General features: G+C 63.4%; 16 protein-coding genes. 12 read left to right on the top strand and 4 right to left on the bottom strand.

Features of this window, described 5'->3' with window-relative positions; genetic code table 11:
• Window positions 1–10: 10 nt before the first annotated feature.
• From IRZ56_RS04690 to gcvP, 5 genes are all read left to right on the top strand, one after another.
• Window positions 11–1,012, top strand: coding sequence for an extracellular solute-binding protein (locus tag IRZ56_RS04690; RefSeq protein WP_196143855.1), 1,002 nt, complete (start codon window positions 11–13; stop codon window positions 1,010–1,012).
• Between the two features lie 102 nt (window positions 1,013–1,114).
• Window positions 1,115–2,767 carry an ABC transporter permease gene (locus IRZ56_RS04695; protein ID WP_419183248.1) on the top strand — a complete coding sequence of 551 codons (1,653 nt, stop codon included), beginning with the start codon at window positions 1,115–1,117 and terminating at the stop codon, window positions 2,765–2,767.
• 125 nt (window positions 2,768–2,892) lie between these two features.
• Window positions 2,893–3,975 (top strand): glycine cleavage system aminomethyltransferase GcvT, encoded by a 1,083-nt coding sequence (gene gcvT, locus IRZ56_RS04700; RefSeq protein ID WP_196143857.1) that lies wholly within the window; start codon window positions 2,893–2,895, stop codon window positions 3,973–3,975.
• A 48-nt stretch (window positions 3,976–4,023) separates the two neighbouring features.
• A complete protein-coding gene (gcvH, locus tag IRZ56_RS04705) occupies window positions 4,024–4,407 on the top strand; it encodes a glycine cleavage system protein GcvH (RefSeq protein WP_196143858.1) in 384 nt (127 codons plus the stop codon).
• 171 nt (window positions 4,408–4,578) lie between these two features.
• Window positions 4,579–7,452 carry an aminomethyl-transferring glycine dehydrogenase gene (gcvP, locus tag IRZ56_RS04710; RefSeq protein ID WP_196143859.1) on the top strand — a complete coding sequence of 958 codons (2,874 nt, stop codon included), beginning with the start codon at window positions 4,579–4,581 and terminating at the stop codon, window positions 7,450–7,452.
• A 157-nt stretch (window positions 7,453–7,609) separates the two neighbouring features.
• Here gcvP and IRZ56_RS04715 read toward each other — a convergent pair whose 3' ends face one another.
• A complete protein-coding gene (locus IRZ56_RS04715) occupies window positions 7,610–7,930 on the bottom strand; it encodes a DUF2388 domain-containing protein (RefSeq protein WP_196143860.1) in 321 nt (106 codons plus the stop codon).
• A 91-nt stretch (window positions 7,931–8,021) separates the two neighbouring features.
• Window positions 8,022–9,704 (bottom strand): GspE/PulE family protein, encoded by a 1,683-nt coding sequence (locus tag IRZ56_RS04720; protein WP_196143861.1) that lies wholly within the window; start codon window positions 9,702–9,704, stop codon window positions 8,022–8,024.
• A gap of 303 nt (window positions 9,705–10,007) precedes the next feature.
• Between IRZ56_RS04720 and IRZ56_RS04725 the strand changes: the two genes are divergently transcribed.
• Window positions 10,008–10,475: an Lrp/AsnC family transcriptional regulator gene (locus IRZ56_RS04725; RefSeq protein ID WP_196143862.1), complete on the top strand. Its 468-nt coding sequence runs from the start codon at window positions 10,008–10,010 to the stop codon at window positions 10,473–10,475.
• A gap of 90 nt (window positions 10,476–10,565) precedes the next feature.
• On the opposite strand, the gene IRZ56_RS04730 is transcribed toward IRZ56_RS04725, so the two are convergent.
• Window positions 10,566–11,945, bottom strand: coding sequence for an inorganic triphosphatase (locus tag IRZ56_RS04730; RefSeq protein ID WP_196143863.1), 1,380 nt, complete (start codon window positions 11,943–11,945; stop codon window positions 10,566–10,568).
• A 222-nt stretch (window positions 11,946–12,167) separates the two neighbouring features.
• On the opposite strand from IRZ56_RS04730, the gene argE reads away from it, so the two are divergent.
• Together argE and argA are read left to right on the top strand one after the other, a co-directional pair.
• Window positions 12,168–13,310 (top strand): acetylornithine deacetylase, encoded by a 1,143-nt coding sequence (gene argE / locus IRZ56_RS04735; protein ID WP_196143864.1) that lies wholly within the window; start codon window positions 12,168–12,170, stop codon window positions 13,308–13,310.
• A 127-nt stretch (window positions 13,311–13,437) separates the two neighbouring features.
• Window positions 13,438–14,736, top strand: a complete 1,299-nt coding sequence (gene argA / locus IRZ56_RS04740) for an amino-acid N-acetyltransferase (RefSeq protein ID WP_196143865.1) — start codon at window positions 13,438–13,440, stop codon at window positions 14,734–14,736.
• Window positions 14,737–14,885: 149 nt separating this feature from the next.
• Here the strand turns inward: argA and IRZ56_RS04745 are convergent, their stop codons facing one another.
• On the bottom strand, window positions 14,886–16,262 hold the full coding sequence (locus IRZ56_RS04745; protein WP_196143866.1) for a glutamine synthetase family protein: 1,377 nt from the start codon (window positions 16,260–16,262) through the stop codon (window positions 14,886–14,888).
• Window positions 16,263–16,929: 667 nt separating this feature from the next.
• On the opposite strand from IRZ56_RS04745, the gene IRZ56_RS04750 reads away from it, so the two are divergent.
• The 4 genes from IRZ56_RS04750 (at window position 16,930) to IRZ56_RS04765 (ending at window position 22,222) form a co-directional block, all read left to right on the top strand.
• Window positions 16,930–18,288 carry a glutamine synthetase family protein gene (locus IRZ56_RS04750; protein WP_084856531.1) on the top strand — a complete coding sequence of 453 codons (1,359 nt, stop codon included), beginning with the start codon at window positions 16,930–16,932 and terminating at the stop codon, window positions 18,286–18,288.
• Window positions 18,289–18,336: 48 nt separating this feature from the next.
• Window positions 18,337–19,698 (top strand): aspartate aminotransferase family protein, encoded by a 1,362-nt coding sequence (locus IRZ56_RS04755; protein ID WP_196143867.1) that lies wholly within the window; start codon window positions 18,337–18,339, stop codon window positions 19,696–19,698.
• 169 nt (window positions 19,699–19,867) lie between these two features.
• The gene (locus tag IRZ56_RS04760) at window positions 19,868–20,965 is read left to right on the top strand and encodes a polyamine ABC transporter substrate-binding protein (RefSeq protein ID WP_196143868.1); all 1,098 of its coding nucleotides are present in this window, start codon (window positions 19,868–19,870) and stop codon (window positions 20,963–20,965) included.
• 162 nt (window positions 20,966–21,127) lie between these two features.
• Entirely contained in the window at window positions 21,128–22,222 is a 1,095-nt protein-coding gene (locus IRZ56_RS04765) for a polyamine ABC transporter substrate-binding protein (RefSeq protein WP_196143869.1), read from the top strand.
• Window positions 22,223–22,243 lie beyond the last annotated feature (21 nt).

Here is a 22,243-nt window from a genome sequence, read left to right on the forward strand (position 1 = left end):
GGAATACCCGATGTTGCCACGCAAGCCTCTACTGGCCGCCCTGGCCCTGACCCTGTTCGGCGGCACCGCCCAGGCGGCGGACGAAGTGGTGGTGTACTCCTCGCGTATCGATGAGCTGATCAAGCCGGTGTTCGACGCCTACACCGCCAAGACCGGCGTGAAGATCAAGTTCATCACCGACAAGGAAGCCCCGTTGATGCAGCGCATCAAGGCCGAGGGCGAGAACGGCGTCGCCGACCTGCTGCTCACCGTCGATGCCGGCAACCTCTGGCAGGCCGAGCAGATGGGCATCCTGCAACCGATCAAGTCGGACGTCATCGACAACAACATCCCCCCGCAGTACCGTGCCTCTTCCCATGACTGGACCGGCCTGAGCCTGCGCGCGCGGACCATCGCCTACTCCACCGACCGGGTCAAACCCGAGGAGTTGTCCACCTACGAAGCCCTGGCCGACAAGCAGTGGGAAGGCCGCCTGTGCCTGCGCACGGCGAAGAAGGTCTACAACCAGTCGCTGACCGCCACCCTGATCGAGACCCACGGCGAGGCCAAGACCGAGGCAATCATCAAGGGCTGGGTCAACAACCTGTCCACCGATGTGTTCTCCGACGACACTGCCGTGCTCCAGGCCATCGAGGCCGGCCAGTGCGACGTGGGCATCGTCAACACCTACTACTACGGCCGCCTGCACAAGGAAAAGCCCAGCCTGCCGGTCAAGCTGTTCTGGCCCAACCAGGGCGACCGTGGCGTGCACGTGAACCTCTCGGGTATTGGCCTGACCAAGCATGCGCCTCACCCGGAAGCCGCCAGGAAGCTGGTGGAGTGGATGACCGGCGACGAAGCGCAAAAGCTGTTCGCCGATATCAACCAGGAATTCCCGGCCAACCCGAAGGTCAAGCCATCGGACGAAGTGGCGGCCTGGGGGACCTTCAAGGCGGACAGCATCCCGGTGGAAGTGGCCGGCAAGCGCCAGGCCGAGGCCATCCGGTTGATGGACCGGGCTGGCTGGAACTAAGCGCCAGGCTTTATCCTTCAGGGCCATCGAAGCCCAATCGCGGGGCAAGCCCGCTCCCACAGGGTCTGGTGTAACCCCCTGTGGGAGCGGGCTTGTTCCGCGATGCGGTCGCCACGTATCGAGACTTCAGTTTTGTCCCACGCCCCCCAACGCCGCTGGTACTTCCCGGTTTCCCTGGTCGCCGCCCTGGTGCTGTTGCCGCTGAGCGTTCTGCTGTTGTCATGGCAGTCGATCGACATGCAGATCTGGTCGCACCTGCTCGACACCCAGATGAGCCGTTTGCTGGGCAATACGCTCACGCTGGTGCTGGGCGTCGGTGCCGGTGTGACTGTGTTGGGCGTAAGCCTGGCCTGGCTCACCAGCCTGTGCGAGTTCCCGGGCCGGCGCTGGCTGGACTGGGCGCTGATGTTGCCCTTCGCCATTCCCGCCTATGTGTTGGCATTCGTCTTCGTCGGCCTGCTGGACTTCGCGGGCCCGGTGCAAACGGCCCTGCGCGAAGTGTTCGGGCCCATGCGCCTGCCGCGGGTGCGCTCCACCGGCGGGGTGATCACGGTCCTGGTGCTGGTGTTCTATCCCTACGTCTACCTGCTGGCGCGCAGCGCCTTCCTGGCCCAGGGCAAGGGCCTGATGGAAGCGGCGCGGGTGCTGGGCCTGTCGCCGCTGCAGGCGTTCTGGCGGGTGGCGTTGCCCATGGCCCGGCCGGCCATCGGTGCGGGCATCGCCCTGGCGCTGATGGAGACCCTGGCGGATTTCGGCGCGGTGGCGGTGTTCAATTTCGACACCTTCACCACGGCCATCTACAAGACCTGGTACGGATTCTTCAGCCTTTCCAGTGCCGCCCAGCTGGCCAGCCTGTTGTTGCTGGTGGTGATGCTGGTGTTGTACGGCGAGCGTCGCGCCCGCGGTGCCTCGCGCAGCGGCAGCGAGCGCCCGCGGGGGCAGGCGCTCTACCACCTGCGTGGGGCCAAGGCCGCGGCGGCCACCAGCTGGTGCTTGCTGGTGTTCGCCTGCGCCTTCGTCATCCCTGTTTTGCAGCTGCTGATGTGGTTCTGGCAGCGTGGTCGGCATGACCTGGACGAGCGCTATGTCGGGCTGGTTCTGCACACCCTGTACCTGGGCGGCATGGCCGCCTTGGTCACGGTCTGCGTGGCGCTGATGCTGGCCTTCGCCCGGCGCCACGCGCCGACCGGGGGCATTCGTGCCGGCGTGAGCCTGGCCAACCTGGGGTATGCGTTGCCTGGCTCGGTACTGGCGGTGTCGATCATGCTGGCTTTCAGTTACCTGGACAACCAACTGGTGGTGCCGCTTTCTCAATGGCTCGGAGGCGCCGGCAAGCCTTTGCTGCTGGGCAGCCTGTCGGCCTTGCTGCTGGCCTACTTGGTGCGCTTCATGGCTGTGGCCTATGGCCCGCTGGAAAGTAGCCTTGAGCGTATCCGGCCGTCGCTGCCGGAGGCCTCGCGCAGCCTGGGTGTGGGCGGTGTGAGATTGTTTTTCAAGGTGTATCTGCCTTTGCTCGTCCCCGGTGCGTTGAGCGCCGCCCTGCTGGTGTTCGTCGACGTGCTCAAGGAGATGCCGGCCACGCTGCTGATGCGACCGTTCGGCTGGGATACCTTGGCCGTGAGGGTGTTCGAGATGACCAGCGAGGGGGAATGGGCGCGGGCCTCGCTGCCTGCGCTGACGCTGGTGCTGGTCGGGCTGTTGCCGGTCATCGGTTTGATCCGGCGTTCGGCCCGTCGCCCCGGCCATCGCCACTGAGGGTGCCAGGGCTCGTCCTTGCGGCTACAATGCGCGGCATTCGCTGCGACGGGTCCTACAAGATCAGGTGATGACTTAAACGTCACTGACCGCCGCGGCCTCGCCACGCCCGGAAGGAGAAACCCATGGGACAGCGTACGCCTCTGTATGACCTGCACCTGGCGCTCGGCGCCAAGATGGTCGATTTCGGTGGCTGGGACATGCCCCTGCACTATGGCTCGCAAGTCGAAGAGCACCACCAGGTGCGCAGTGACTGCGGCGTCTTCGATGTATCCCACATGACAGTGATCGACGTCGCCGGCGATGCGGCCACGGCTTGGCTGCAGCGCCTGCTGGCCAACGACGTGGCCCGCCTGGACAGCCTCGGCAAGGCGTTGTACAGCCCGCTGCTCAATGCCGAGGGCGGGGTCATCGACGACCTGATCGCCTACCGCACCGAAGGGGGCTATCGCCTGGTGGCCAACGCCGCCACCCGCGACAAGGTCCTGGCGTGGCTTCAGGCGCAGAGTGTGGGCTTCGCAGTCAACTTCGTCGAGCGTTCGGAGCTCGCCATTCTCGCTATCCAGGGCCCCCACGCTCGCGAAAAAGTCGCCCAGCTGCTCAGCGCGCCGCGCGCCGCGCTGATTCGCGAACTGCGCCCGTTCGAAGGGGTGGCCGAAGGTGAGTGGTTCATCGCCCGCACCGGTTATACCGGCGAGGACGGCCTGGAAATCATCTTCCCGGGGCTTCAGGCCCCAGCCTTTTTCAACGACCTGGTCGGAGCGGGCATCGCGCCCAGCGGCCTGGGGGCGCGCGACACCCTGCGCCTGGAAGCCGGCATGAACCTCTACGGCCAGGATATCGACGAAACCCACACTCCCCTGACCTCCAACCTGGGCTGGAGCATCGCCTGGGAACCGGCCGAGCGCGACTTCATCGGCCGGGCCGGCCTGCTGGCGGAAATCGAGCAGGGCGTGCAGGAAAAACTGGTCGGCCTGGTGCTGGAGGAACGTGGCGTGCTGCGTGCCCACCAGGTGGTGCGGGTAGCCGGAATTGGCGAAGGAGAGATCACCAGTGGTAGTTTCTCGCCTACGCTGAGCAAGTCCATTGCCTTGGCACGCGTACCCATGGCCACGGGCGACCGTGCCGAAGTGGAGATTCGTGGCAAGTGGTACCCGGTGCGGGTGGTCAAGCCGACCTTCGTGCGCCATGGCAAGATCCTGATCTGAATACCCAACGGCGGGCCGACCGCTGACCCTAACGAGGAAGACAAGACAATGAGCCAAATCCCCGACGACCTGCGTTTTGCCGAGAGCCACGAGTGGGCTCGCCTGGAAGCCGACGGCACCGTGACCGTAGGTATCAGCGACCATGCCCAGCAAGCCCTGGGTGACGTGGTGTTCGTCGAACTGGCCGAAGTCGGCAAGGTGTTCGCTGCAGGCGACGCCGCGGGCGTGGTCGAATCGGTCAAGGCCGCTTCGGATATCTATGCCCCGGTGGGCGGTGAAGTCATCGCGGTCAACGAAGAACTGGCCGACAACCCGGAACTGCTCAACGAGGAGCCTTACGAGTCCTGGATCTTCAAGCTCAAGCCAAGCGACAAGGCCGAGCTGGACAAGCTGCTGGATGCTGCCGGCTACAAGGCTGCCATCGGCGAGTAAGTCGCTCCGGGGCTGCTGTGCAGCCCATCGCGGAACAAGCCCGCTCCCATAGGTCCTGTGGAGCTTGTTCCGCGATAGGGCACAAAGCACCCCAAAAATCCCGCAGCATCGGCAATCCCTTCCTAGACTTGTAAGTTTCCAAGAGAACGGGTCCAGGAAGAGATCGTCGCCATGTCCCAGTCGCCATCGCTGAGTCAACTGCAAGAGCTAAACCCCTTCCTGCATCGTCACCTGGGGCCTGATGCCTCGGAGCAGAAGGCCATGCTCGACGCCTTGGGCGTCGCCAGCCGTATGGAGCTGATCGAGCAGACCGTGCCACCCGGCATTCGCCTCGGGCGGCCCCTCGACCTGCCGCCTGCGCTGGACGAACAGGCCGCCCTGGCCAAGCTGGCCGGCTACGCCGAGCAGAACCAGGTCTGGACCAGCCTGATTGGCATGGGCTATCACGCCACCGTCACGCCAACCGTCATCCTGCGCAACGTGCTGGAGAACCCAGGCTGGTATACCGCCTACACGCCCTATCAGCCAGAAATCGCCCAAGGGCGCCTGGAGGCGCTGCTGAACTTCCAGCAGATGGTCATCGACCTCACCGGCCTGGCTCTGGCCAATGCCTCGCTGCTCGACGAGGCCACCGCGGCAGCCGAGGCCATGGCGCTGGCCAAGCGGGTGGCCAAGAACAAGAGCAACGTCTTCTTCGCCGACGAGCACTGCCACCCACAGACGCTCTCGGTGCTGCGCACGCGCGCCGAAGGCTTCGGCTTCGAACTGGTCGTCGACTCGGTGGATAACCTGGGCAAGCACCAGGTGTTCGGTGCCCTGCTGCAATACCCGGATACCCATGGCGAGGTGCGCGACCTGCGCCCGCTGATCGACCAGTTGCATGGCCAGCATGCCCTGGCCTGCGTAGCTGCGGATATCCTAAGCCTGGTCGTGCTCACGCCGCCCGGCGAGCTGGGTGCCGATGTGGTGCTGGGCTCGACTCAACGCTTTGGCGTGCCCATGGGCTATGGCGGCCCCCATGCCGCCTACTTTGCCTGCCGCGACGAATACAAGCGGGCCATGCCCGGGCGCATCATCGGTGTGTCGCGCGATGCCCGAGGCAACACAGCCCTGCGCATGGCCTTGCAGACCCGCGAGCAGCACATTCGCCGCGAGAAGGCCAACTCGAACATCTGCACGGCCCAGGTACTGCTGGCCAATATCGCCGGCTTCTATGCCGTCTATCACGGCCCGGAGGGGCTGCGGCGCATCGCCCAGCGGGTGCACCGGCTGACCTTCATCCTGGCTGCAGGCCTGGAGGCCAAGGGCATCAAGCGTCTGAACCAGCATTTCTTCGATACCTTGACCCTCGATGTCGGGGGTGCCCAGGCGGCGATCATCGAGAGTGCCGAGAATGCGCGCATCAACCTGCGGATCCTCGGGCGTGGACACCTGGGCGTGAGCCTGGACGAGACCTGCAGCGAGGCGACGGTGCTGCGCCTGTTCGATATTTTCCTGGGGGTCGACCATGGTCTGAGCATCGCCGCGCTGGATGGCCAGGCCTTGCCCGAAGGTATTCCCGGCGCCTTGGTACGGCGCACGCCGTTCCTCACCCACCCGGTGTTCAACCTGCACCACAGCGAAACCGAGATGCTGCGCTATCTCAAACAGCTGGAGAACAAGGACCTGGCGCTGAACCAGTCGATGATCCCGCTGGGCTCCTGCACCATGAAGCTCAACGCCACCAGTGAGATGATCCCTATCACCTGGCCTGGCTTCGCCCTGTTGCACCCCTTCGTCCCGGCGGCTCAGGCCCAGGGCTACAAAGCCATGATCGACGAGCTGGAAAGCTGGTTGTGCGCCATAACCGGCTTCGATGCGATCTGCATGCAGCCCAACTCCGGTGCCCAGGGCGAATATGCTGGCCTGATGGCGATCACCCGTTATCACCACAGCCGCCATGAACCGCAGCGGACCTTGTGCCTGATTCCTTCCTCCGCCCATGGCACCAACCCGGCCTCGGCGCAGATGGCCGGCATGGAGGTGGTGATCGTCGAATGCGACGACGCTGGCAACGTCGACCTCGACGACCTCAAGGCCAAGGCCCGTCAAGCCGGCACACGGCTGTCATGCCTGATGATCACCTACCCGTCGACCCACGGCGTGTACGAGGAAGGTATCCGCGAGATCTGCGAAGTGATCCACCAGCATGGTGGCCAGGTGTACATGGACGGCGCTAACCTCAATGCCCAGGTCGGCCTCGCGCGGCCGGCGGACATCGGTGCCGATGTTTCGCACATGAACCTGCACAAGACGTTCTGCATCCCCCACGGCGGTGGCGGCCCGGGCATGGGGCCGATCGGCGTGCGTGCGCACCTCAAGCCGTTCGTTGCCAGCCACCCCGTGGTGCCGGTGCCGGGGCTCGACCCGAACAACAGTGCCGTCAGCGCAGCCCCGTGGGGCAGTGCCAGCATCCTGCCGATCAGCTGGATGTACATCGCCATGATGGGGCCCCAACTGGCCGACGCCAGCGAGGTGGCGATCTTGTCGGCCAACTACCTGGCCCGCCAGCTCGAAGGGGTCTTCCCGGTGCTCTACCGTGGGCGCAACGAACGCGTGGCCCATGAATGCATCCTCGACCTGCGCCCACTCAAGGCCTTGACCGGCATCACCGAGGAGGATGTCGCCAAGCGTCTGATGGACTACGGCTTCCATGCACCGACCATGTCGTTCCCGGTGCCGGGAACGCTGATGGTCGAGCCGACGGAGAGCGAGTCCAAGGCCGAGCTGGACCGCTTCGTCGAGGCGATGCTGGCGATTCGTGCGGAAATAGACCAGGTACAGGAGGGCAGCTGGCCGGCAGATGACAACCCGCTGAAGCATGCGCCGCATACCTTGGCTGACGTATTGGCGCCATGGACGCGACCATACAGCCTGGAGCAGGCGGTCGCCCCCAGTGCCCACGTCCGGCAGCACAAGTACTGGCCGGCGGTGAACCGGGTCGACAACGTGTATGGAGACAGGAACCTGTTTTGCGCGTGTGTGCCGGTGGATGCGTATCGCTGATTTTGCAGGCCCTTGTGGGAGCGGGCTGGTCCCGCGATCAAGGGCGAAGCCCTTGCCAGGCGACGATGATATCGGGCCCGGCCCAATCGCGGGACAAGCCCGCTCCCACAGGGGGCGGCTGCGCTAGCCGCTTGTGCTCAGCGCGACCGCGATGGGGTTACTCGACGACGGCGTTCTTGGCCAGGATCGCGTTGGCCAGGTCCATGTCGCTCGCCTTCATGCCTGGATTGTCGGCGCGCACCTTGCGAATCGCCGCTTCCAGGTAAGGCCCGCGGATGGCGCCTTCGCTGGCGACGAAGCTGCCGGCATCGTCCTGGGCAGCCAGGACCATCTTGTGGTCGGCAGAGGTCAGGTAGCTCGATGCGGTGGTCGCGCCGGAAGAAATGACGTTGCGCCAAAAGGTTTCATCGTCGGCCATGGCGGAGCCGAGGGGCAGCGAGAGCAGGGCAGCGGCTGCGATGGCGGTTTTGAGACGCATGATGCATTCACCTCGAATGGTGAGGGTTGTGGGATGGCCGCTTTGATCTTGCCCAGGTGACGCAAGTTCCCTGAATACAAGGGTTTTTTCCTCAAGAGCAGACGCGTAGCACCTCCGCCAGGCTGGTTGTGCCGGCCTCGACTTTCGCTTCGCCGCACCGACGCAGATCCTGCAGCCCTTCGGCAACAGCCTGTTGGCGCAAGGTCGCCAAGTCGCTGCCCGGGCCGATGCTGGCGCGCAGCTGTGCACTGGGCGTCAACAGCTCGAACAGGCCCGTGCGACCGTGGTATCCGGTGCCCCGGCAGGTGCGGCAGGGCAGGGTTTCGTGGGCCGCAGCGCCCCGGCAGTCGGCACACAGCGTGCGCACCAGGCGCTGAGCCATGACGCCGAGCAGCGTAGCCTTGATCAGGTAGTCGGCCACGCCCAGTTCTTGCAGCCGGGTGATCGCGCTGCAGGCGTCGTCGGTGTGCAGCGTGGAAAGTACCAGGTGCCCGGTCAATGCGGCCTGGACGGCGACCTGTGCGGTTTCGCGGTCACGGATCTCGCCCACCATGATGATGTCCGGGTCCTGGCGCAGCAGGGCCCGGACGCCGTTGGCAAAACCCAGGTCCAGGCCCGGCTGGACCTGCAATTGGTTGAACGCCGGCTCCAGGCGTTCGATGGGGTCTTCGATGGTGCACAGGTTGACCTGGGGTGTGGCCAGTTGCCGAAGGCTGGCGTAGAGCGTACTGGTCTTGCCTGACCCGGTGGGGCCTGTGACCAGGAGGATGCCCTGGCGATGGCCGAGCAGGGCTTGCCATTGCCGCAGTTGCTCGCCTTCCAGGCCCAGCCGGTCGAAGTCCTGGTGCAGCTGTTGCGGGTCGAACAGGCGCAGCACGAGTTTCTCGCCGAAGGGCGTGGGCAGGGTGGACAGGCGCAGCTCCACTTCGCCACCACCGGGTAGGCGGCTTTTCAGGCGGCCGTCCTGGGGGCGGCGTTTTTCTGCTACGTCCATGCGTCCCAGATGTTTCAGGCGGCTGACCAGGGCCAGGGTGACGCCTGCGGGAAAGGCATAGACACCGTGCAGCAGGCCGTCGATGCGATAACGCAGTTGCCCCTGTTCGCGGCGCGGTTCGAGGTGGATATCGCTGGCCCGCTGCTCGATGGCGTACTGCAGCACCCAGTCGACGATGTGCACGATATGCGCATCATCGGCGCTGGCGTCGGTATGGCGCTGACCCAGCTCCAGCAACTGCTCCAGCTCCCCCAAGGCGGTAGGCTGCTGGTACTGGGCGCCCTGGACCGAATGGGCCAGGCGAAAGAAGGTCTGGGCCAGCTGGCGGATCTGCACCGGGCTTGCCAGTACCCGCCGGACCGGCTTGCCCAGGCTGCGAGTAAGGTCCGCTTCCCATTCGCACTGGTAGGGCTGGGCGCTGGCCACCGTGACGCTGTTGTCGTCCGCAGCCACGGCCAATATGCCGTGGCGCTGGGCGAAGGCCGGGGACATCAACCCGCTGACCTTCTGCACGTCGACCTGCAGCGGGTCGATGCGCAAGAAGGGTTGCTTGGCCTTGCTGGCGAGCCATTGGCAAAGGGTGTCCAGGTCCAGGCGCCGGCCTGGGCGCTGACGATCCTCGAGGGCCAGGCCGGCGATGCGTTCCAGCGGGTGGATGCTTGGCTGGCCGCTGGCCTGCTCGAGGACGCGCAGGGTATCGCCGGCATCCAGGCGCTGGTCGAGCAGCAGGGCATCGAGCAGCCGGCCCAGGTCGAGGGCGTGGGTATCGTCGGTGTGCATACTTGGCTTCCTTGCCAGATGGGTCGGTGCTGGTAAGGCTAGCCGGCATGACAAGGTGCAGGCGGGGCAAAGGGTTTCGGGATCTTGCGCGATCCTGTGAGAGACCACCCCGTCCTTCGGGCTGCGCTGTGGAGCAAAGAACCGGTGGCAAGCGCTGACCTCTGTGGGAGCGGGCTCTCGCAAAACTGTGCAGCGCGAACAGACTGAACACGCGGTACTGGGATAATTCTCCGCTATGATTCCTCCGATTCCCTTGGTTTTCGAATCGAGAAATTCAAATTTTCATAGTTAAAGGACTTATTAATGCAAGGTGAACTGGACGCCTATGACCGGCGCATCCTGGCGTTACTGCAAGAAGACGCTTCGTTGTCCAGCGCGCAGATCGCCGAACGTGTCGGGCTGTCGCAATCGCCCTGCTGGCGGCGCATTCAGCGTTTGAAAGATGAAGGCGTGATCCGCAGCCAGGTGACGTTGCTCGACCGCAAGAAAGTCGGCCTGAACACGCAGATCTTCGCTGAGGTCAAGCTCAATGCCCACGGTCGCTCGAATTTCACCGAGTTCACCGAGGCGATCCGCGGCTTTCCGGAGGTACTCGAATGCTATGTGCTGATGGGCTCGGTGGACTTCCTGCTGCGCATCGTCACGTCGGACATCGAAGCCTACGAGCGATTCTTCTTCGAGAAGCTGTCGAATGTGCCGGGGATCCAAGAGGTCAATTCGATCGTGGCCTTGTCCGAGATCAAGTCCACGACCAGCTTGCCCTTGGCCTAGGCACCTCTCGCGTCCTCCGCATGTCGCCGCCCCTGTAGGAGCGGCCTTGCGCCGCGAAAGGGCTGCAAAGCAGCCCCATTGCGCGCTGGATCAGCGCGTGGACGCAGATTTGAGCAGGTACTTCCAGGCGCGGTTCTGGTCCACCGCGCGGGCCTGTTCGATGCGGGCCTCCAACAACTCGTCGGACAACGGTTGTTCGGCCAGTTGGTGCAGTTTGTTCAGCTCGCCATAGAGACGGTCGAGTTGCGGTACGTCCAGCACCTGGCGGGCATGGTGCAGCCAGGCCTGCAGGCGCTCGATGCGCGGTAGCTGTTCGGCCAGGTCTTCGGGGCGCTGCTTGTACAGCGGCAATTGCAATGCACGAGCTTCCTCGCCGAGCAGGTGCATCAGCCAGCTGGCCAGGTGCGCCTTGCCCTGGCGTTCGCCACGGCCTTTACGCTCCTCGGTCCAAGCGCGGGCCAGCAGCCAGCGCGAGGTTTCCAGGGAGAACTGGCCCCAGCGGGTGTCTTCCAGCTCTTCGGCGAACTGCTCGGGGGCGACGCGGCGGACGTCTTCATCGTCATTACCGGCCTGCACCAGCGGGCGCCAGTCTTCCAGCAGCGCGTCCAGGCGGCTGCGCAGCTCACGGGTGGTGGCCCGAGGTGCAGCCTGGCCCAGGGTGCTGACTAGAGCGCGCAGTTCTGCCAGGCACTGCACCCAACCCTGCAACAGGCTCCAGTGGCCATTGTGGCGGTACTGCTCGGCCAGGCGCTGGCTGCTGCCCAGCAACTGCCAAGCAAGGGCGGCGAAGGCGTCGTCCAGTGCGGTTTCGGCTTCCAGCACGGTGGTCGGCAGGCTCAGGTCATAGCTGTCGGGCTCGAGCAGGCGATAGCCACGCTCGGCCTTGCTGATGTCGCACGGCATCAGGGGCAGGCTGGTGGCCAGCTCGGCGGCGAGTTCAAGCAGCGCCTCGGGCGCGCCTTCGCGCAGCTCCAGTTCCAGTTCGCAGATTGCTTCCTTGCGCTTGCCGGCAATCACGAAGCCTTGGTCCAGGGCGGCTTCGATCACCACCTTGGCCTTGCCACGGCCCCAGGCGATTTCGGCATATTCGCGGGTGAAGTCGGTGGTGAACAGCGGCTTGATGGTCTTTTTGTCCAGCCCGGCCAGCTGGGCCGGCCAGCAGGTGTCGTCGAGCTTCTTCAGGTCGAGCTTGACCTTGTCCAGGTGCCATTCGTACTCGTTGCGCTCGGACAGGCCGGCCACGCTCTGGCCGCGGCACTTGAGGGTCTGGATGACCTGCTCGCCATCGCGGCGCAGGCGCAGGGCGACGTGGGCGGCGGAGAGTTCACGCTCCGGGGTGTCGAAGTACTGGTTGAGCAGTTCGCGGGTCTGCCAACCGGACTTGTTGCGCTTTTTCAGCAGGGGGTGCTCGCGCAGGGCGGCCAGGGTCTCGCGGCTGGCGCGGAGCTTGAGTTCGGTTTCTTTGTGCATCGCAGGCTCGAAGGAGGGCATCTTTGGGTGCAGTCTACAGGAGTCGCTTGTGGACTGTTGCATTTGGGGGCGCTTCACACCCCTTTCGCGACACGAGGCCGCGCCTGCGCCCAGTGCCGGCCTTTGTCGGAGCGGCCCTGTGCAGCGAGAAGGCCCCAGCATTGCTTGCCGCAAGCGGGGACGGCATTGCTATGATGGGCAACGCCTCCGAGGAGTACGCGCATGCCGTTGCCGTCGCTGAAAGACCAATTCGCCGCCCTGATCGCTGCGCCCTCGGTCAGTTGCACCCAACCTGCGCTGGACCAGTCCAACCGCCAGGTCATCGAACTGCTGGCCGGCTGGTTGGGCGACTTGGGCTTTGCCTGCGAAATTCGCCAGGTGACTCCTGGCAAGTTCAACCTGCTGGCCAGCCGAGGCAGCGGCCCTGGCGGGCTGGTCCTGGCCGGCCATAGCGACACCGTGCCCTATGATGAGCAATTGTGGTCCAGCGACCCACTCAAGCTGACCGAGATCGACGGCCGTTGGGTGGGCCTTGGCAGTTGCGACATGAAAGGCTTTTTCGCGCTGGTCATCGAGGCGGTCTTGCCGCTTCTGGCTCACGACTTCAAGCAGCCGCTGCTGATCCTCGCTACCTGTGACGAAGAAAGCTCCATGTCCGGTGCCCGCGCCTTGGCCGAGGCTGGCCAGCCCCTCGGCCGCGCGGCGGTGATCGGCGAGCCCACCGGGTTGCGACCGATTCGCATGCATAAAGGCATCCTCATGGACCGCATCGACATCCTCGGACGCAGCGGCCATTCGTCGGACCCCAGGCTTGGGCACAGTGCCCTGGAGGCCATGCACGCGGTGATGGGCGAACTGATGGGTTTGCGCCAGCAATGGCAACAGGCCTACCGCAACCCGCAGTTCAGCGTGCCGACCCCGACCTTGAACTTCGGTTGCATCCATGGTGGCGACAACCCCAACCGTATCTGCGGCCAGTGCGCCCTGGAGTTCGACCTGCGCCCCTTGCCGGGCATGGACGTCGAGCAGTTGCGTGCGGCCATCCGTGAGAAGCTGGTACCGCTGGCCGAGCGCCTGGAAGTGCGCATCGACTACGCGCCGCTGTTCCCGGAGGTACCGCCCTTCGAGCAGCCGGCCGATACCGAGCTGGTGCACCTGGCCGAGCGGCTTACCGGGCATCGTGCCGAAGCGGTGGCCTTTGGCACCGAAGCGCCTTATCTTCAGCAACTGGGTTGCCAGACCATCGTGCTCGGCCCAGGCGACATTGCCTGTGCGCACCAACCGGGCGAATACCTTGAAATGTCACGAATCGAGCCTACCGTGCGTCTATTGCGTGACCTGATCCGGCACTATTGCCTGAGCTAAACGTTCTTCGACCTGATTCGTCCTTGCCTAGAGGAGACCGCGCGTGACCGCAAGCCTGTTCCGACGATGATTTTGAACGCCGCCGTTTGTTTCGCCGTTCTCCGTTCACTTATCCACAGGCCCTGTCATGCCCGAATACGTCAACTGGCTACGCCATGCGTCCCCCTATATCAATGCCCATCGCGATTGCACCTTCGTGGTCATGCTCCCCGGCGATGGCGTGGACCACCCCAATTTCGGCAACATCGTCCATGACCTGGTGCTGTTGCACAGCCTGGGTGTGCGGCTGGTGCTGGTGCATGGCTCGCGCCCGCAGATCGAAAGCCGCCTGGCCGCCCGCGGATTGACGCCGCACTATCATCGCGGCATGCGCATCACCGATGCGGCGACCCTCGATTGCGTGATCGATGCCGTCGGTGCCTTGCGCCTGGCCATCGAGGCGCGGTTGTCCATGGACATCGCCGCTTCGCCGATGCAAGGCTCGCGGCTGCGGGTGGCGTCCGGCAACTTGGTGACCGCTCGCCCGATCGGCGTGCTCGAAGGCGTTGACTACCACCACACCGGCGAGGTGCGGCGTATCGACCGCAAGGGGATCAACCGCCTGTTGGACGAGCGCTCAATCGTGTTGCTTTCGCCCTTGGGCTACTCGCCCACTGGCGAAATCTTCAACCTGGCCTGCGAAGACGTGGCTACCCGCGCTGCCATCGAGCTGGGGGCCGACAAGCTGCTGCTGTTCGGCGCCGCACCGGGCCTTTTGGATGAAAACGGCAAGCTGGTGCGCGAACTGCGGCCGCAGCAGGTTGCACCGCACCTGCTGCGCTTGGGCAGCGACTACCAGGCCGAGCTGCTCGATGCCGCCGCCGAGGCCTGCAAGGGCGGCGTGGCGCGTAGCCATATCGTCAGCTATGCCGAGGACGGCGCGTTGCTGACCGAGCTGTTCACCCGCGAGGGTGGCGGCACGCTGGTGTCCCAGGAGCAGTTCGAGGTCGTGCGCGAGGCGACCATCGACGATGTCGGCGGCTTGCTGGAGCTGATCAGCCCGCTGGAAGAGCAGGGCATCCTGGTGCGGCGTTCGCGCGAGGTGCTGGAGCGTGAGATCGAACAGTTCAGCGTGGTCGAGCGCGAAGGCATGATCATCGCCTGCGCAGCGCTGTACCCGATCGCCGATTCGGAGGCGGGGGAGCTGGCTTGCCTGGCGGTGAACCCGGAGTATCGCCATGGTGGCCGCGGCGACGAGTTGCTCGAACGTATCGAGAGCCGGGCGCGGCAGCAGGGGCTCAATACCCTGTTCGTGCTGACGACCCGTACCGCGCACTGGTTCCGCGAACGCGGCTTTGCCCCCAGCGGCGTTGAGCGCCTACCGGCGGCAAGGGCTTCGCTGTACAACTACCAGCGTAATTCGAAGATTTTCGAGAAACCGTTGTAATAGTCGTTACCTGCAACGGCCCTATCGCCGGCAAGCCGGCTCCCACAGGTGCGGCGCGGGATAAGTGGGAGCCGGCTTGCCGGCGATAGGGCCGGTACAGGCAACCCGTGATTCAATGAAAAACGCCGCCCCTGAGGGCGGCGTTTTCATTACACGGTGTGCAGGTACCAGTTGTACTCGAGGTCGGAGATCGAATGCTCGAACTCCTCCAGCTCGCTCTCCTTGCACGCGACGAAGATGTCGATGTACTTCGGATCGATGTACTTGTTCAGGATCTCGCTGTCGTCCAGCTCGCGCAGTGCATCGCGCAGGTTGTTCGGCAGGCTCTGCTCCAGTTGTTCGTACGAGTTGCCTTCGATCGGCTCGCCCGGCTCGACCTTGTTGGTCAGACCATGGTGCACGCCGGCCAGCACGGCAGCCATCATCAGGTACGGGTTGGCGTCGGCACCGGCCACGCGGTGCTCGATGCGCACGGCATCCGGCGAGCCGGTAGGCACGCGCAGGGCCACGGTGCGGTTGTCCAGGCCCCAGCTCGGTGCGTTCGGCACATAGAACTGCGCACCGAAGCGGCGGTACGAGTTGACGTTCGGGCAGAGGAAAGCCATGGACGCGGGCAGGGTCTCGAGCACACCGCCGACAGCGTGACGTAGCGCGGCGTTCTGCTCGGGATCCTCGCTGGTGAAGATGTTGTTGCCATCTTTGTCCAGCACGGAGATATGCACATGCAGGCCGTTGCCAGCCTGGCCCGGGTAGGGCTTGGCCATGAAAGTGGTGTCCATTTCATGGTCGTAGGCGATGTTCTTGATCAGGCGCTTGAGCAGCACCGCATAGTCACAGGCCTTGAGCGGGTCGGCGACATGGTGCAGGTTGACCTCGAACTGCGCCGGGGCACTTTCCTTGACGATGGCGTCGGCAGGGATGCCTTGCTCCTTGGCGCCTTCGAGGATGTCCTGCAGGCAGTCGGCGTATTCGTCCAGGTCGTCGATCAGGTACACCTGGGTCGACTGTGGGCGCTTGCCGGAAATCGGCGAACGGGGCGGCTGCGGACGGCCGTTCACGTTTTCCTGGTCGATCAGGTAGAACTCCAGCTCGAACGCCGCGCAGATGGTCAGGCCCATCTCGGTGAACTTGCTTACCACCTGGCGCAGGACCTCGCGTGGGTCGGCGAAGAACGGCTCGCCTTCCAGCTCGTGCATGGTCATCAGCAACTGTGCGGTAGGGCGCTTCTGCCAGGGTTCGTTGGAGAGGGTGCCAGGAATCGGGTAGCAGATGCGGTCGGCATCGCCGATGTCCAGGCCGAGCCCGGTGCTTTCGACGGTGGAACCGTTGATATCCAGGGCGAAGAGGGAGGCGGGCAAGTTGATGCCTTTCTCGTAAACCTTGTGGAGGCTGGTGCGCTCGATGCGCTTGCCGCGCACCACACCATTCATATCTGCAATCAGAAGGTCAACGTAGAGAACCTCAGGATGTTCCTTAAGGAACGCGTTCGCTTCGTTAAGCTGAACGGCACGCGGGGGTACCGACATGATGCAACACCTTTGTTGTTAAAAATATCAATCAAGGGGGGCTTGCAAGCCCAGTCAATCCGAAAGACCTGGCGAAGTCAAGCCAACCCCATGATGCCCCTAAATGGCACAGCGACGGCAGAAATGCTGCATCTGGGGGCGAATCATTATCCGCTATTTTGGGCGCAAAGGGCTATCTCGCGCTGAGCGTGTTTTATTTTTTACGGAGGTGTTGTGTAAAAAAATGAACAAGGCTAAGCTCGGCCACAACCCAGAACACAATAATACGAGGGTCATATGGTCCGCTTGCCGCGACCTGAAAGTGCTGCCTGCGCCGCGCTGTCAGGTCCCCCCAGCATTCGTCGCGAGGGCATGGCCCGCCTTGGAGCCGTTGCGCGTGCGCTGCTCGCAATAATTGACGGCTGGCTCGGATCATCCTCCTTTCGTAGCAGTTTCCTGCACGACTTTTCGCTTTTCTGCCCTTCATTCGCTTCACGGACACGCTTGTTTCGAGTGTATCCGCTGCCGTCCCGTGCATGCGCTTTTGCTTTAGCCAAGCACTGCATCCAGAATCAAGGCGCGGGTCTGTCCAGGCACTTGCAGCCAGGCAGCGCCCGCCTTGATCGACGCCAGGCGTCAGCGGCGCCCGACCTTCATCAGCCGGGCCACATTACCTCCTGAGGTATTTATGAGTAACAACCTCGACCAGCTCACCGATTGGTTGAAAGAGCACAAGATCACCGAAGTGGAATGCCTGATCAGCGACCTGACCGGCATCACCCGCGGCAAGATTTCGCCGACCAACAAGTTCATCGCCGAAAAAGGCATGCGTCTGCCCGAGAGCGTGCTGCTGCAGACGGTGACCGGCGACTATGTCGACGACGACATCTATTACGAATTGCTCGACCCGGCCGATATCGACATGATCTGCCGCCCCGACGAGAACGCGGTGTTTCTCGTGCCTTGGGCCATCGAGCCGACCGCCCAGGTGATCCACGACACCTATGACAAGAAGGGCAACCCGGTCGAGCTGTCGCCGCGCAACGTGCTCAAGAAGGTCCTCAAGCTGTATGCCGACAAAGGCTGGCAGCCGATCGTCGCGCCGGAAATGGAGTTCTACCTGACCAAGCGCAGCGAAGACCCGGACTTTCCGTTGCAGCCGCCGGTAGGCCGCTCCGGCCGCCCGGAAACCGGTCGCCAGTCATTCTCCATCGAGGCCGCCAACGAATTCGACCCGCTGTTCGAAGACGTCTACGACTGGTGCGAACTGCAGCAGCTGGACCTGGACACATTGATCCACGAGGACGGCACGGCGCAGATGGAGATTAACTTCCGTCACGGCAGCGCCTTGCACCTGGCCGACCAGATCCTGGTGTTCAAGCGCACCATGCGCGAGGCGGCGCTCAAGCACAACGTGGCCGCCACCTTCATGGCCAAGCCCATGACCGGCGAGCCGGGCAGCGCCATGCACCTGCACCAGAGCGTGATCGACGTGGCCACCGGCAAGAACATCTTTTCCAACGATGACGGCAGCATGAGCGAGCTGTTCCTGCACCACATCGGTGGGTTGCAGAAGTTCATCCCCGAGGCGTTGCCGCTGTTCGCCCCCAACGTCAACTCGTTCCGCCGTTTCCTGCCGGACACCTCGGCACCGGTGAACGTCGAGTGGGGCGAGGAGAACCGCACCGTAGGCCTGCGCGTGCCGGATGCCGGCCCACAGAACCGCCGTGTGGAGAACCGCCTGCCAGGCGCTGATGCCAACCCCTACCTGGCCATCGCTGCGAGCCTCTTGTGCGGCTACATCGGCATGGTCGAGGGGATCGGTGCCAGCGCGCCGGTCCAGGGCCGCGGCTATGAGCGCCGCAACCTGCGTCTGCCGCTGACCATCGAGGATGCCCTGGAACGCATGGAGAACTGCCGTGCCCTGGACCAGTACCTGGGCAAGAAATTCATCACCGGCTACGTCGCCACCAAGCGTGCCGAACACGAGAACTTCAAACGGGTAATCAGCTCCTGGGAACGTGAGTTCCTGCTGTTTGCCGTCTGATCAACCCTGGGGCCGCTGGAGCGCGGCTGTCGGATAACGGAGAAGCCCATGAGCGTCAACAACCCGCAAACCCGTGAATGGCAAACCTTGAGCGGTGAGCACCACCTTGCACCTTTCAGCGATTACAAGCAGCTGAAGGAAAAAGGGCCGCGCATCATCACCAAGGCCCAGGGCGTGCATTTGTGGGACAGCGAGGGGCACAAGATCCTCGACGGCATGGCGGGCCTTTGGTGCGTAGCGGTCGGCTATGGTCGCGAGGAGCTGGTGCAGGCGGCGGAAAAACAGATGCGCGAGCTGCCGTACTACAACCTGTTCTTCCAGACCGCCCACCCGCCAGCGCTGGAGCTGGCCAAGGCGATCACCGACGTGGCGCCCAAGGGCATGACCCATGTGTTCTTCACCGGCTCCGGCTCCGAAGGCAACGACACCGTGCTGCGCATGGTCCGCCATTACTGGGCGCTCAAGGGCAAGCCCGGCAAGCAGACCCTCATCGGCCGTATCAACGGCTACCACGGCTCCACCGTCGCCGGCGCAAGCCTGGGCGGCATGAGCGGCATGCACGAGCAGGGCGGCCTGCCGATCCCTGGCATCGTGCATATCCCGCAGCCTTACTGGTTCGGCGAGGGGGGCGACATGACCCCGGACGAATTCGGCGTCTGGGCCGCCGAGCAGTTGGAGAAGAAGATCCTGGAAGTCGGCGAGGACAACGTCGCCGCCTTCATCGCCGAGCCGATCCAGGGGGCCGGTGGGGTGATCATCCCGCCTGAAACCTACTGGCCCAAGGTCAAGGAGATCCTCGCCAAGTACGACATCCTGTTCGTCGCCGATGAAGTGATCTGTGGTTTCGGCCGCACCGGCGAATGGTTCGGCTCCGACTACTACGGCCTCGAACCCGACCTGATGACCATCGCCAAGGGCCTGACCTCCGGTTACATCCCCATGGGCGGTGTGATCGTTCGTGACGAAGTGGCCAAGGTGCTCGCCGAGGGCGGGGACTTCAACCACGGCTTCACCTACTCCGGCCACCCGGTCGCGGCTGCCGTGGGCCTGGAAAACCTGCGCATCCTGCGTGATGAGAAGATCATCGAGCGTGCCAAGGCAGGCACGGCACCTTATTTGCAAATGCGTTTGCGCGAGCTTCTGGACCACCCGCTGGTGGGCGAGGTCCGCGGCCTGGGCCTGCTCGGCGCGATCGAGCTGGTCAAGGACAAGGCCACCCGCAGCCGCTTCGAGGGCAAGGGCGTTGGCATGATCTGCCGCCAACATTGCTTCGAAAACGGCCTGGTGATGCGTGCGGTGGGCGACACCATGATCATCGCACCGCCCTTGGTAATCAGCCGTGAAGAGATTGACGAGCTGGTGGAAAAGGCACGCAAGTGCCTGGATTTGACTTATGAGGCGATCAAGTAACGGTCTGCTAGGCTGGCAGCGTGACATTAAGCGGTTACAAGGCCCTGCTTTCCTTGAAACAGCGCCTTGTAACTTGCCAGACTAGCGACTGTTTCAGTCGCCCAGCGCTGTACCGTGGGATCTTGGCTGCTGAACAGATGGCTTGATAATAAATTCTGGAGCATTTCGCATGAAGAAAATGGGCAAGACGTTGCTGGCCACGGCCCTGTTGGGTGCCATGGCAACCGCTGTTCAGGCTGAAGACAAGGTATTGAACGTCTATAACTGGTCGGACTATATCGCGCCGGACACCATCGCCAAGTTCGAGAAACAAAGCGGCATCAAGGTCAAGTACGACGTGTTCGACAGCAACGAAACCTTGGAAGCCAAGTTGCTGGCGGGCAAGTCGGGTTATGACGTGGTCGTGCCGTCCAACAACTTCCTGGCCAAGCAGATCAAGGCAGGCGTCTACGAGGAACTGGACCGTTCCAAGTTGCCGAACTGGAAGAACCTGGACGAAGACCTGCTCAAGGCCGTGGGCGATGCCAGCGACCCGGGCAACAAGCATGCCTTCCCATACATGTGGGGCTCCATCGGCATCGGCTACAACCCGGAGAAGGTCAAGGCTGCGCTGGGCGTGGACAAGATCGATTCCTGGGATGTGGTGTTCAAGCCCGAGAACATCGCCAAGCTCAAAAGCTGTGGCGTGAGCTTCCTCGACGCGCCGACCGAGATGATTCCGGCTGCGCTGCACTACCTGGGCTTACCGAGCAACAGCACCAAGAAAGACGACCTGAAGAAGGCCGAGGAGCTGTTCCTGAGCATTCGTCCTTCGATCACCTACTTCCACTCGTCCAAGTACATCGGCGACATGGCCAACGGCAACATCTGCGTGGCCGTCGGTTACTCGGGCGACCTGGAGCAGTCCAAGGCCCGCGCTCACGAAGCCGGCGACAAGGTCAAAGTGGACTACATCATTCCGAAAGAAGGTGCCGGTACGTTCTACGACATGGTCGCCATCCCTAAAGATGCCGAGCACAAGGATGCCGCGTACAAGTTCATGGACTTCCTGATGCAGCCGGAAATCATGGCCGAGATCACCAACGCCGTGCGCTTCCCGAACGGCAACAAGGCCGCCACCCAGTACGTGGACAAGGAAATCACCAGCGACCCGAGCATCTATCCGCCTGCTGAAGTGAAGAAGCAGCTGTATGCGATCGCTGCACCTGAAGCCAGCGCGCAGCGCTTGATCACCCGCAGCTGGACCAAGATCAAGTCGGGCAAGTAAGCCCGTCTCGAAGCCTTCTGGGCCGGGGTTTCCCGGCCCAGAAGGCCTGCAAGGCAAATTAGTTTGCGGCATCGATGCAGCGAAGGTAAGTTGCGCGCCGGTTTTGCGTGTACGGCGGCGTCACGCCGGCACCTGGAGGCACTGATCGTGAGGACCACCCACTTGTCTATTTCCTTATTTCGCAAGGCCATGATGGCTGGAGCGGGTCTGACGCTGGCATTCGGCGTCCAAGCAGCGCCGACGGTGCATATCTATAACTGGTCGGACTACATCGGGCCGACGACCCTTGCCGATTTCCACAAGGAAACCGGTATCGAGGCCAAGTACGACGTCTTCGATTCCAACGAAACCCTGGAAGGCAAGCTGCTGGCCGGACGCACCGGCTATGACGTGGTGGTGCCGTCCAACCATTTCCTCGGCAAGCAGATCAAGGCGGGCGCTTTCCAGAAGCTCGACCGCAGCCTGCTGCCCAATTATTCCAACCTGGATCCTGCGCTGATGAAGCGCCTCGAGAAGAACGATCCGGGCAACCAGTACGCCGTGCCCTATCTGTGGGGTACCAATGGCATCGGCTACAACGTCGAGAAGGTCAAGGCCGCGTTGGGCACCGACACCATCGACTCCTGGGCCGTGCTGTTCGAGCCTGAGAACATGAAGAAGCTCTCCAAGTGTGGTGTGGCCTTCCTCGACTCGGCCGACGAAATGCTGCCGGCGGTGCTCAACTACATGGGCCTGGACCCCAACAGCAGCAACCCCAAGGATTATGCCAAGGCCGAGCAGAAGCTGCTGGCGGTACGCCCGTACGTGACCTACTTCCACTCGTCCAAGTACATCACCGACCTGGCCAACGGCGACATCTGCGTCGCGGCAGGTTTCTCGGGCGATGTGTTCCAGGCCAAGGCCCGTGCCGAAGAAGCCGGCAAGGGCGTGAAGCTGGCCTACGCCATTCCCAAGGAAGGCGGCAACCTCTGGTTCGACGTGCTGGCGATCCCCAAGGACGCCAACAACGTCAAGGAGGCCCACGCCTTCATCAACTATCTGCTGAAACCTGAGGTCATCGCCCAGGTCAGCGATTATGTCGGTTATGCCAACCCGAACCCCAAGGCTGGTGACCTGATGGACCAGGCCGTGAGGACCGACGCCGCGGTTTACCCACCGCAGGAAGTGCTGGACAAGATGTTCGTCAATGCCGAGTTGCCACCCAAGGTGCAACGTCTGATGACCCGCAGCTGGACCAAGGTCAAGTCGGGCAAGTAACTATCCAGACCCGCCACGCCG

Origin of the sequence: Pseudomonas guariconensis, assembly GCF_015680235.1 — a bacterium.
In the GTDB taxonomy this organism is placed as follows: domain Bacteria; phylum Pseudomonadota; class Gammaproteobacteria; order Pseudomonadales; family Pseudomonadaceae; genus Aquipseudomonas; species Aquipseudomonas guariconensis_A.